The organism is Tissierella sp., from assembly GCF_031460495.1.
Classification (GTDB): Bacteria; Bacillota; Clostridia; order Tissierellales; family Tissierellaceae; genus JAVKTS01.
The window spans coordinates 75,498-89,465 of the sequence record NZ_JAVKTS010000006.1; the positions used below are offsets into that span (position 1 = coordinate 75,498).

At 33.4% G+C, this 13,968-nt stretch carries 6 protein-coding genes; 2 read left to right on the top strand and 4 right to left on the bottom strand.

Features of this window, described 5'->3' with window-relative positions; genetic code table 11:
- The first annotated feature begins 5 nt into the window (after positions 1–5).
- Positions 6–8,192: a hypothetical protein gene (locus tag RIN63_RS13365; RefSeq protein WP_310445241.1), complete on the top strand. Its 8,187-nt coding sequence runs from the start codon at positions 6–8 to the stop codon at positions 8,190–8,192.
- Positions 8,193–8,290: 98 nt separating this feature from the next.
- Here RIN63_RS13365 and RIN63_RS13370 read toward each other — a convergent pair whose 3' ends face one another.
- The 4 genes from RIN63_RS13370 to RIN63_RS13385 form a co-directional block, all read right to left on the bottom strand.
- Positions 8,291–8,629: a hypothetical protein gene (locus RIN63_RS13370; protein WP_310445242.1), complete on the bottom strand. Its 339-nt coding sequence runs from the start codon at positions 8,627–8,629 to the stop codon at positions 8,291–8,293.
- Between the two features lie 135 nt (positions 8,630–8,764).
- Positions 8,765–10,582, bottom strand: a complete 1,818-nt coding sequence (locus tag RIN63_RS13375; RefSeq protein WP_310445243.1) for a sulfatase-like hydrolase/transferase — start codon at positions 10,580–10,582, stop codon at positions 8,765–8,767.
- 14 nt (positions 10,583–10,596) lie between these two features.
- Complete coding sequence (locus tag RIN63_RS13380; RefSeq protein WP_310445244.1) at positions 10,597–12,015, bottom strand: MBOAT family O-acyltransferase; 1,419 nt, start codon at positions 12,013–12,015, stop codon at positions 10,597–10,599.
- A complete protein-coding gene (locus tag RIN63_RS13385) occupies positions 12,015–13,124 on the bottom strand; it encodes a S41 family peptidase (protein ID WP_310445245.1) in 1,110 nt (369 codons plus the stop codon). Before RIN63_RS13385 ends, RIN63_RS13380 begins: the two co-directional genes overlap by 1 nt.
- A 198-nt stretch (positions 13,125–13,322) precedes the next feature.
- On the opposite strand from RIN63_RS13385, the gene RIN63_RS13390 reads away from it, so the two are divergent.
- Entirely contained in the window at positions 13,323–13,943 is a 621-nt protein-coding gene (locus RIN63_RS13390; protein ID WP_310445246.1) for a TetR/AcrR family transcriptional regulator, read from the top strand.
- The last annotated feature ends 25 nt before the right edge of the window (positions 13,944–13,968 follow it).

The window sequence follows — 13,968 nt, forward strand, 5'->3', positions numbered from 1 at the left end:
TGCATATGAAAAAAGTTCTTATTTGGCTATTGGTATTTACTATGTTACTTGGCTCTATTCCTTCCTTTGCAGCTGATAGAGATGTAATCCACACTGGATTGAAGAAAATTTATAGGGCTGGCGATACTGATGCTTTAATAAATGATGTAATGAATAATATAGGAAGTCCTGAATTCCTTAGTCAATATTATAGAGAAGAAACTATCGATGGTGTCACTAAATATGTCAATGTGGTTGATGAGGAAAATGCTCATTTAGCCTATGTAAGCTCATTGATAGCAAGTGGAGTTAAGCCTGAAGATTTAGCAGAATATTTGAAAACCAATGCAGGCACGGTTGGCGCTGCATTGAGTAAAGCTACTTCCGATGTGGCTAAGACATTTGAGCAAATCACTGATCCTAACAAAGGTAAAATCGAAGAATATATTGGCAATACTGATGCTCTTAAGCTAAAGAGCCCTGACAATTATTCTACTCCTATACCTGGACTTGTTGAACATACTACAAGGATTATGATATTAACTAGACCTAGTAGTGTTTCTTCTACAAAATGGCTGTACAAGATTGTAGAAGCTCCTGTAACTTTCAGTACTAATGATGAGCTTAAAGATGGGGAAATATATACAGCTGGGAAGGATATTGCTATTGCAGAAGGTAAATATATATTGCTTTGTGCGGCAGATTCTTCAAATAGGATCAAGGCTTATGCTAATATAAAGATTACTGCTGACATGTTGAAGAAACCTAGGGTAAAAGTTGATGCAGCTTTGGGTGAAGATATTGATGCTAAGTTTGAGGATAGTAAAAATAAGTCAGGTGCTACTGTGGTTAGTAGGCTTCCAGTGGGTACTTGGAAAGTGGCGATTCTTGATTCTCCTGTAGGTGAAGTTTTCCAAGATAGTACTTTTGCTGGTTCCTTAGCTTATACTTCTGGAATGGAACTAGTATTAGCTAATGAAGCTGAACAGGATAATATGGATGGTTTTGAGAAAGATATAATTGTATATAGTGTAAAAGATGGAATTATTGAGAAGTATAAGGTCTTTGAGCTAAGTAATGCTAATGTTTCTGGGGCTTTAGAGGCTGGGAAGCTTGTTATGAAGATCGATGACGAGACTGAGTATAACTTTTCTGCTCCTGAAAAGGGTGGTAAAAGTGGTACTACAAAGATAGCTGAATTAAAGGGTTTAGAGGGCTTTGGTGCTAGCAAGTGGATGTATGCTTTTGTTGAGAATGATACAGATGTGAAACCTAAGCTTGATAGGATCTATGGTGGAAGCCTTGACTATGTAGCTGGACAAGATATAGTGGCTACTGCAGGAAGTCATTTGATGATATTGGCTACTGATAGTGCTGGTAAGGTTAGAGCTTATGGGATAGTAACCCTTGAGGATGGGATGATAAAGGATCCTTTGGCAATGGTATTATCACCAGAGACTCATTATAGAAATATTAAAAAAGGTAGTGATGTAGGTGAAACTAATATTACATTAAGTAGTTCTACTTCACTTGACAACTTATTTGATACTCAGCCTGCTTCTGTAAAATGGAGATACATTTATAGCAAAGATAAATTTGATATACCTGAGTTAAACTCTTTTATGACTGACACTAATGAGTTGACTACTGGATCTGACTTTGTTGTGGTTACTGAAAGTCAACTTATGGCAGAAGAAGTTTTCGCTAGAAATCTATTGATTCTTGCTACAGAAGGTAATGATGATTTATTTAAGATAAAAGGGTATGCGATGATTCCTTTGACACGAGAACATGTTAAATACCCTATCGCTAAGGAACTTGTGGAGAACACTCATTACTCTACTCCTGAAAAAGGACCAGGTCCTGCTACTACTAAAATTAGTACTCTACATGCCGGGGGAATCGATGGACATTCAACTTGGTGGTACAAAGTAGTTAAAGCCGTAGAGCCTGCACCTATTGAATATAAAGATGTAATAAATACCACTGGTGGATATAGGACTTATACTTTGGGATCTTCTATTACTGCAAATCCTAATGATTATTTGGTACTTGTATCTGTCGATAAGAATAGAAGGGCACTAGCATATAAGAATATATTGTTAAAAGAAGAAAATGTTACTGCAGCTACTGCTACTAATCTGAAATCCATAACAGACTACGAAGGCCCTATACCTGGTACTATTGCAAATAGTACAAGGTTTACTAAGTTCTATAATAATACTCCTTCTGCTGTAAAATGGATGGTAAAAATAGGTGATAAAAGTCTTGGCACTATTGAATCAGGAATGATTGCAAAATCTGAAGATGGATTTGTCGAATACAATGTTGGTGATAATATTGCTAATGTTAGTCCAAATAAGTGGATATTGTTGGTTCGAACTGATATTGATGACAAGATAAATGGATACGCAAATATTCAATTAAGACAAGAACAAGTAAGAAGTATCAATGCAAAGGAAATGAATACTGATAATTATAAAATTGAAAAAGGAGTTAATCCTGGTAGCACTAGACTCTATGACTTAAATCGTGGTGGTATTGAAGGCTCTCCTCATACTGGTTGGAAATGGATGTATAAGCTGATAGATACTAAGCTTACAGGAGAAAATATTCCGTATTTTAATCAGAAACTTGAAGGAGTAAATCTACCAACTAATGGAAATGTAACTATTGGAAATGGTTCAGATTATGGTTATATACTTCTGTTGGCTACTGATGGCAATGGCCTTACCAAGGCTTATGCTCAGATTCTAGTGACATCTGATGATGTTAGAGCATCTGCTCCTCCATTAGCTGTGAATATTGGACCTGGTGATTCTATTGATAGGGTCAAATTTATTGGTACTGATTCTTCTTATATGTATAAAACTGATACTAAATTAATTCCTGCCCCTGCCCTCGATGATGTATTATATGGTGCTACTAACTATATTGTATCTGAGAATGTAGGTATAAGCGGAAAAGCAGGAACTCATCTAATGATTTACAAGGTTGATGGAGATATGAAAATAAAATCTTATAAAGCCTTTGTAATTAAAGATACTGATATTAAGAAAGGCGAAGTTGAAGTTGAAAGTCAATCTTTGCTGGAAGGTAGTGTGAAGAATGGGGGGCAAATTATTTCCTTCACTCTTAAAGGTGTTGATGAATGGAATGATGTTAAATATGATGCAAATATTAGAAACAAACTTTATGCAGGCCTAAGAGCTGACAAACAGAATACAGAATGGCTTAAGGTAGTAAGTGCTTTACAAACTGGGGGTCCTGGAAATATATTTGTGGAGGGCAATAAAATTAACATTAGAATACCTGCCACCGAGGGATATAATATATCAGAAGAGCAAAGTATAAGTCTTGTAGTTCCATTTGAACCTATCAAGGGCGCTATCAATCCTGTAATTGCAAGTAATTCTATAAATATAAAGCCAACTCTTGAGGTTAACATATCTGGAACTGTAGTGTCTAATATAATTAGGGAAAAAGATATAAAAGTTGGCGGTGCCACTATTGTATTGACCCTTACAGATGCTTTTTGGAACATGGATGTTAAGGAAATTCTAAACGATTCTTTTGTAGAAGGTATTGCTGATATTGATCAACCAAATACTAATTGGGCTAAAATAAAGACGGCTGTAATTGCAAACCCTAGCTCTGTTGTGGTAACAAATGAAAGGGTAGTGACTATTACTTTACCTAAAGTAGATGGAGTCGCCTATGGTAGTGACAAGGAAGTTATTTCATTGACAATTGATGAAAGCTATATTCAAGGTGCTGATACACCCGTTGAAGCTACTCCAAAGTTTACCATATATCCTAATGTACTAAAAGTAGACACTGAACTTGTTAATCCAGATAACAAGGTAATAATGCAAGCTCCTGATAACAAAGTGCCACTGGCTAGTGCTGACACTTGGACTGTCAAATTAACTAATTCTACTTTAAAAGATAATATCACTGACAAAGATGTAACTATTATAGGTATGCCTGCTGGATTAAAACCTGTAATTACAAGGCTATCCGATAAAGAATTAGCGGTTAAAATGACTGGTATTGCTTCTAGTAGTTTAGTAGATGGTAGTGTAAGACTTGTGGTAAAAGGAACTGCAGTCAAAGAATTGAATTCTATTGATTCTAATGAGCTTTCTTTACCTTATATAAAAGGTACTCCTATGGATTTAAGTCTAGTCAAGTATGAAATAAAGGCCGATGGAATTTATCTATCTATGCCTTCTGGATTTGAATATGGAGAAATAAGGTATAGTTTAGATTCTACTAATGGAATTAATGGCGAATGGCATAGTGTAACCTCTATAAACCATAGAGTTAATGAATTAGTTGGTCCCCTAAGAATCTATGTCGATGAAGAAGTACAACCAAAAGTATTTAAAGAAATAGTTAATTTGAATCATCCTATTGCACCTCTTGTTAGGGTTAAGGGATATGAGTATAAGCTTAAAGATGAAAAGTACTTGGCCAATATAACTTTAGAAAGTGAAGTAGCTAATCTAGAATATAGCAAGAATAATGGGTTAGAATGGTCTGATTTATCTGGTTTACCAGACAAAAAAGTAACTGATTTGGATGCATCATCAATCCTCATTGTAAGAACAAAAGGAATATTAGGAGAAACAGGTGTATTACCTTCATTAGCTACTCCTAAATTAAATGGAGTATTCTTAGGAGATGTAAAACTTGATGTAAGCCAAAGTAAGATTGATGGTGCTACTACAACTATGCAATATAGTCTAAACTCTGATATAAACGGTAATGGTGGTAGCTGGAATGCTGCAAAGACCCTTAATCCAACAGTTAGCTTTGCTAAAGATAATATAGTTTGGATTAGAGAAGGAAATAGCGAGATAAATAAGAGATATATTGGTACAGTAAGCCAAGTTGCACCATTGCCAACTGATATAAAAGACTTTGTTGATTATAGTATATTAGATAAGACTATGACTAATAAAAGTGATGTTGACTTACAATATAGAATTGCTAATGGGAATTGGTTTAATTTAGATAAGAAATCTGCTGATGCTGATTCTCTTGTAAATAATGTAGTGTTTAGCCCTGGTCTTGTTGAAGTTAGAAGAAGAGGAAATTCTAACGAGTTGCCTTCAGCTCCTATTTTAGTAGCTGAGATAGCTCTTGCTATAAACCCTCCTGAGTTAAAGTTTGATAATGATACAAAAACTATTAAGTATTTTGATAATGGAATCTTTAATGATTTAGATGTTCTTTTTGAGTATAAGCTAGGCGCTACAGGGGATTGGAAGAATGGTGGTAGCTTGTCTACTGACGAAGGCCGTAATGGGGATGTCACTGTATTTGTTAGAAAGAAACCTACTAAGACCTCCGTTGCTAGTAAAGAGGTAAACTTTAACTTTACTAAGAATATTTCATTTACTAATGTTAGTGTTAATGTCGCTGGTGGTGTTATTGACGGTACTACGACTTTGATGCAATATAGTACAGATTCTACTACTGGAAAAGATGGCAACTGGACTCCTGCTGCAAACGGTAAAACTAATATTAAGTTTGTACCAGGTATGAATTTATATATTAGGGAAAAAGATAAACCTAATACATTTAGGAAATTGTTTGAAAACTTAGGGAGGGAAGCTGCTCCTGTATTAGCAGGTGTAACTTATGATGTTCTAGCTAATAGGATTTCAAATGGAAGTGCTCAAAATCTTGAGTATAGGATTGCTGAAGAATCTTGGATTCGACTTGATGCTAATAGTGATAAAATGCCTGCAGGCCTAAAGGCTGGAAAACTTGAGTTTAGAAAATCCGCTACAGCTACTACTTTAGAGTCCATATCAGTTACAAAAGTTTCACCTTTTGATATTATAACTGCTGAAGGGTCTGCACCAGTTATAGATTATAATGATACAATAAACATTATTAATTCTATTAACTCAAAGACTTCTATTGATTGGGACATATTTGAATATAGGGTAGATTCTACTTCTGCAAATACTTGGAGTAATGGTATTCACTTATCAACTCAAGATTTATCTGGTGATAAGAATGTAGAAATTAGAATTAAGGCTACTTCTACTACATTGGCAAGTAAGATCGCCCTTGTTAAGTTCACTAAGAATTTAGATCTATATCTTGTAACTTTAAGTGATTACACTAAACCTTATGAGTTGAATGGCACCACTACTGATATGGAATATAAGATTATATATCTTGATGGAAAAGAAGCGGGCTGGAATAAATGCCTTAAAGATACTACTCCTTTAGTTGGAGTAATGGATACTACTAATGTAGCTCAAATTATCCTTCGTGATGGTAAAGCAGGTCATATAGATAATGAGAGAATAATAAGAATAAGCAATGTAGATTCTGCACCTGTAGGTGTAAAGATAGAAAGCTACGATTATTCAGTGGCTGGAAAGGTCCTTGTGAAGTTAGTAGGTGTGGATAATGCCATGGAATATAAGACTTCTGATGAAGATACTTGGACTCCTATAATAGGCACTGAAGCTAATATTGATCTTTCTACTAATTATGACTTAAGGGTTAGAGTAGCGACTGGGTCAAATGGTCAGCCTTCTATATCTACTTCTAGGCTGAATGGTTTGTATCTAGGTGATGTTACTATAAAAGCCGGTAAGCTTATAGGTACAAATACATCTATGGAATATAGCCTAGATAATGGTACTAGCTGGAAAACTGCTATAGAATCTGAAACAGCTATTGAGATGAAATTAGGTAACAAGATAATGATTAGGCAGTTAAACAACCATATTAACAATAGATTTATGGGTGAGATAGCTCCTGCTACTGCACCTAATCCAAGTGAAATTGATTATAGTATTATAAACAAAAAGATTGTTGCTGATATAGGTCTTGAATATAGGATTGCAGAAGGTCCTTGGATAGAAATCACTAAAACTCCAGTAACTGATGTGAATTTTATGGCTGGAAATTTGGAATTTAGAACTAAATCTAATGGTTTGAATCTAACATCTGGATCTATTATTAAAGCTACTATAGCAAAATCCATAGATACTCCAGAAATTACAGCTGTTGATACAGGCGCAACTAAGAGTATAGAGTACTATGACACCACTTGGAAACCTATTGATAGCAATTTTGAATATAAGGTTGGCAGCAATGGGAACTGGAAACCTGCTAGTGACTTTGCAACGGATACTACAAAAGATGGTAAAGTAATGGTATTTGTAAGAAAGGTAGCTACTCATAAAACTTTACCTAGGAATGAAAAATATGTTAATTTTGATGCGAGTATGACATTTGACAATGTAAAGGCTAATATTGCTTTGGGAAGGATAGAAAATACCACAAACTCCATGGAATATAGTATTAATTCAAGTGATGGATTAGATGGATCTTGGAACCCTACTAGCAACACAGGTTCTAGTACTAATATTGGATTTGTAGAGGGTATGAATGTGTGGATTAGAGAAAAGGCTAAACCAGCTAATGTGAAGCATTTGCTAGTTGATTTAGGTCGAGAGAATATTCCAATTGATGACGATTTAGATTTTAATATTGCAGTAGGTAATATAAGCAATACATCCTCTTCTAATCTTGAATTTAGGATCAAAAAAGGAAGCTGGCAAAAATTAGCTGCTAATACTACTATAAATTATCATTTTACAGATGGTAGCCTGGAGTTTAGAAGGGCAGCTACTGTGGACAAATTAGAATCATTAAGTAAGGAAAGATTTGTAATCAAAGCAGCAGCTTCTGCACCTGTAGTGACTTTTGATGATGTGGCTAACAATATTACTTCTATTAACGGGGGAAATACAGACTGGGAAAATTATCAGTATAGAATAGTTGGTGAATCAACAAATTGGATTCAAGGAGAGTTGTTGCTTACAGATATAGATCTTAGCGGGAAAAAGACCCTTCAGATAAGAAGAAAGGCTGATCCTATTACTTTAGCAAGTCAAATAGCAACAATCGATTTTACACAAAACTTAGAACTAAGTCATGTAACTCTTAGTAAACATGTAAGCCCATATGAACTAAATGGCACTACAGCTCAGATGGAGTATAATATTTATTTGACGCTTGATAGAGTTGTAGGCTGGGAAGCTTGCACTGACGGTAATACTAAAATGCCCGATTGGTTAGCAGAAAGTATGGATCAAAGTGGTGCAGATTCATTTGTAAAACTTGAGATTCGTGATAGTAATCAACATGCAAATATTGTTGTTATAGTTCCATAAAACCTAAATAAGTTTAGAAAATGGTGCCAGGCACCATTTTCTAAACTTATTGTAAGATGAAAGCAGCTAGGAGAATATTCTCCCAGCTGCTTTTCTATCTAATTTTCCCTACATATCTTTAATTTTGATATATCTAGGGAGTTTTTACTTGTTACCATTTCTACCACATTAAAATCATTTCTTAATTCCTTTACCTCATCATGGACTACTTGAATTTCAGTCTTCAATTCTTCAACTGCCAGCTCAAAATCTTCCTTTGTAGCCATGGTATCTCTTAATTCCTGCAAATCTGCCTTGGTAGCCATAGTATCCCTTAATTCCTGTATCTCTGCTTTTAATTCTGTCCTTACTCCTTGTATCTCTGCTTTAAGTTCTGTCCTTGTGGATTGCATTTCTAAATATAACTTTTCCATCAAATCATAAAACCTTTCATCCATTTTTTCACGCCCTTAAATATTCTTATATAAAGTATATCATTTTATCATTCTCATGCAAAAAGATAATTTTGGACAAATTGATTCTGATTTCCTATAATAAGTTTAAAAAATGGTGCCTGGCACCATTTTTTAAACTTATTTCTTGTAGTTGTGGCTGTAGTAGTGTTCTACATTTCTGAAGTTTTTCCACAGTTCTTTGTTTTCTAGTTCTTTTGTGAATCTTCCATTTTCTTTGTAAAAGTTACCGTTAGTTACATCTATTGTTTCCTTTAGTTTACTTATATACTGCATATATTCGTTTCCTTCCCAGCCTAGGTATTGGAATAGTTCTGCCATTAGGAAATTAGGTCCTATGGTGTTTCCTTGTCCTACAAAATCTTTGTTGAAGGTTTCTTTTGCTCCATTGTTACCCCAGATTAAATAGGGTGTTTGGAAATAGTTTGTAAATCCTTCTTCAGTGGATAGATCTATATCAATGCCTAGCATATTATATCCTACTCTATCTGTGCCTAACCATGGATTGTGGTCTCCAAATATAACTATAACTGTTGGCTCTTCTTCATTTCTATAGTAATCGAATAATTCCTTGAGAGCCTCATCTGTTCTGCTTATTCCTGATAGATAATTATTAATGATATTATATGTGCTAGGATCATAGGAGCTGTGTTTCTTTAGATACTCAGTATCCGTATAATCTTCTGCAGGATATGGACCATGGTTTTGGTAGGTTACTGAAAAATTGAAATATGGTTCATTGTTTTTCTTACTGTTTTCATAGCCCTCAATGATGGAGTCAAAGAAATCCGTATCATCCATATATGCCTCTTGTATCTCTTTATATTTATTTTCATAATAATAATATGCATCAAATCCTATATAATCGTTGACACTTCGCCTATTGTAGAAGGAGCCAGTAATAGGGTGCATGGCTTCTGTTCTATATCCTTGTTCCTTTAGATACCATATATGGGAGTTTGTTCTCCTATTGTATTTGGGATGAGAATGATATCCTGTTAGAAATCCTCTTTCTGTATCTATAGTTCCTCCTGCAAAGACATTGGTAATTAAATGGCCTTGTATGGATTCTTCCTGCAATTTATGAAAGTTTTCATATACAGTCTCATCTACTTCCATACTTTCAAATACTGAGAAATCATTGTAAGCCTCTAGCATAATAGCTATAATATTCACCTTTTGGTCTTGAGGGATATCTTGGTAATTATTTTTATTTAGTTCTTCTTTTGCTTTATCTTCATCATATCCTTCTAATACATTGTCTTTTGCATCAGCTATATTGTATATAAAGGGATAGATAAATCCTTTTGATTGTAATTGGTCAGTTTCTACCCAGATGTTTATTATGCTTTTATCTCCTACTTCTGCATATATCTTGGGATTAAAGTAGAATCCTTTAAATATTGTTATGCTTACGAGAATTAATACAAGTATGGTTAAGATTCTCTTGTCTTTTGATTCTATCTTATAGTTAAAAAACTTCTTCAAGAAAATAGCAATCCCTATTAATAATATGAATATTATTATCATCAATGGAGTTAGAGAAATTTTATATTTGTCTGCCATCATCAATGATTCAGTGAATAATGTGACATCCACAAAGGAAAATGGATCATCTCTATAGGTTAATTTGAATTTATTAATTATAGACATGATGACAAATAATAGGCTGGTCACTGTGAAGCTTATCCATAATCTATTGGATATTAAGTAGATAAAAGACATCAATAGAAAAATAGGTATAAAATTCATCACCATAAGCACTATATCTGTAAGATAAGATTTAATAAACACTAAATCCACTTCTGCCCTTGAAAATGCAAAAGTTATTGTCATTATGAATAAGCTTAGGATTATTATGCCAGCAAAAGTAGTTATAGCAGAATTGAATTTTTGTCTCTTCTCTTCATATATAGATGCTTGTATCCTTTTGTTCATTTAAAAACCTCCAATTAAAATCTAAAGTATATAAATGGATTAAATGTTGAATTAATTAAGTACATTGTGCAAGTTAATAATAATCCCATCAATAATATTGGCTTTACATGTCCTTTAAGTACTTTACTAAAGAATGTATCTTTTCCATCTATTTTTTCAATAATCATAGGATATAGAGGAAATGAAGCTATAAAAGCTAGTCCCAGCTCAAATTTGTATTCCATTAAATAATATAAAGCTTTTTGGCTTATTAGCGATGTATCATTTTGACCTATCATTATCATAAAGTAATTATATGCATATGTAATGTTTTCTGATCTAAATAGCAACCATCCAAGGATTACAAATATCATAGTGTAAATATGCTGAAATAAATTAGGTAATTCTTTGAGGTATTTTCCTATGATGAATTTTTCAATAATGAGTATTACACCATAGTATAGTCCCCAGGCGATAAAGTTCCAAGCTGCACCATGCCATAGGCCTGTTAAAAACCATACTACTATTATATTCCTAAGATATTTTAAGGAATTAACTCTATTTCCTCCTAAAGGAATATATACATAATCTCTAAACCAAGTGCTTAAGGAAATATGCCATCTCCTCCAAAATTCACTAACAGATTTGGATATATATGGGTAATTAAAGTTTTCTAAGAATTTAAAACCGAACATATTCCCAAGTCCAATTGCCATATCTGAATATCCTGAGAAATCAAAGTATATTTGAAATGTATATGATAGTATTCCTATCCAAGCAAGTAATGTAGACATCTCATTTATTGGAGAATTAAAAATTTCATCTGCAATTAAGCCTACTGTATTTGCAATTAATACTTTCTTTGACAGTCCTAGTATAAATCTTTCTATTCCATAGGTAAAACCATCTAGGGTTTCTTCTCTATAGTTGATTTGCTCTGCTACTGTCTCATATCTAACTATTGGTCCTGCAATAAGCTGTGGGAATAGTGAGATATACAGGGCCACATTTAGAGGGTTCTTCTGCACCACCCCTTCTCCACGATATACATCTATTACATAGCTCATACCTTGAAATGTAAAGAATGATATTCCAATAGGCATGATGATATTCATAATAGGAAGAGACATCCCTAGTCCAGCATTTATATTAGTTATAATAAAATCTGCATATTTATAGTATCCAATGATTCCAAGGTTGACTAAGGCTGTTGCAATGAGTACTAGCTTTAGTTTGCTTTTGCTTTCTCTAAAGATATGAACTAGCAAACCTAGTAAATAGTTTGCACCTATTGAAAATAGCATTACTATTAAATATTTTGGTTCCCCATAGCCATAAAAGAATAAACTAAAAGTCAATAAAACAAGATTTTTCAATTTACGAGGAGAAATATAGTAAATTAAGATTGATAATGGTAAAAACACAAATAAAAAAATCAAACTACTAAATAACATTATTTCAACTCTCCTATTGCTTTCTTTAGTTGTAAATCTTCTGTTGCTGTATTTTTTACTTGTATATCTGGTTCTATTCCTTTGCCATGAATAGAAGTTTTATTTGGTGTTAGGTATTCCGATGTTGTTAATTTTATTAAGCTGCCATCTACAACAGGGCTTAAAGATTGGACTATGCCTTTTCCAAAGGTTTTAGTGCCTATTAATACTCCCGCTTTTCTATCTTTTATTGCGCCTGCTAATATTTCAGAAGCAGAAGCAGAATTTTCATTGACTAGAACCACAAGTTTGTATTTTGATTTAGTTAGTTTTGATGAATATGTGAATAATTCATCATCACTTCCTCTTGTATGAACTATTGGTCCCTTTGTGACAAATAGTTTAGCTATTGATACTGCTTGATCTAGTAATCCTCCTGGATTATCTCTTAGATCTAAGATTATTTTATTAATTCCTTTTTTATCAAATTCTGATAAGGCCTTTTTCATATCCTTAGTAGCTTGGGAGCTAAAATCTTCTAATTGAATATATCCAATATTATCCTCTAACACTTCTGAATGTACTGGACTAATAGTTATTGTTTCTCTTGTTACTTCATATCTGTGAAGTTTTTCTCCTCTTTTAACTGTAACTGTTACTTTTGTGCCTGTTACTCCCTTAATCATAGATGATACTTTTTCTATTCCTAGGTCTTTTATATCTATATCATTTACCATTATAATTAAATCGTCTTTTTGTATTCCAGCCTTTTCTGCTGGTTGCCCCTTCATTGTGCTATTTACATTTATATATCCGTCTTTTTCTTCAATATAAATACCTACTCCACTAAAAGTTCCTGACAAGCCACTGTATAAGCTATTTGCTTCTTCAGGAGTATAGTAGTTACTATAAGGGTCAACTGATTGGAGCATACCTTTTAATGCACCTTCGATTAATGTTCTTTCTTCTATTTCAAAGGGGTAGCTTTCTTTAATATAGTCTAGTACTTCAAGAAAAAATTCTACATCAGCTGCTGATTCTACAGCTGTATCCTCTGCTGCTGCAAAATTTGGTGCAATTAATACTAAGATAAGGATAAATATTATACTTTTAAATTTATTATTGTACATAGTGTGTTCCTCCTTATGGTCAAATAAAGTTGCCCTATTCTTATTATTTTACAGCATTATTTAATATTGGTCAACCGAAGCACAAAAGCAAAATAAGTTTAAAAAATGGTGCCTGGCACCATTTTTTAAACTTATTGCTGGTGTTGTTTTTAATTTTAATATGGTATAATCTGTCTATATTGGTTATGGAGGATGTATATGGATAGTGAGAAATTAAGTAATAGACAGAAGAAGGCTTTGGAAACTAAGGATAAAATATATAAAGCTGCTTACCTCTTGTTTAAAAATTATGGTTTTGACAATGTAAGTGTAGATTCAATTGTAGAATCTGCAGGGGTTTCTAAGGGGACTTTTTATGTTCATTTTGATTCTAAAAGCTCACTGATTCATGCTCTTAGTGTTGATTTGGTTGATGATGTTGATTCAGACTATAAAGATTTTGTAGAATCTTTACTCCCTAGTACTAACCCATCAGATATACTTATTTTATTTGCTGAGAAAATATCCACTACAATAACAGATGTAGTGGGCTATGACTTAATTAAAGCTACCTATGAAGCACAGATAACAAGAAAAATTAATATTGATGAATCTTTAAAATATTCTAGGGATTTATATCAAACATTTAATAAAATAATCAGTATCGGTATTGAGAAAGAGGAGTTTAAATCTACTAGCCCTGTAGAGGTAATTACTAAACAATGTATCGTTGCCATAAGGGGGCTCACCTATGAGTGGTGTATACGATATCCTGATTTTGATCTCAAATCAGAAGTTAGAGATCATTTTAGCCTACTATTAGAGGGCATTAAAAAATAATATAGTTGAATAAAAAAGGCTAATT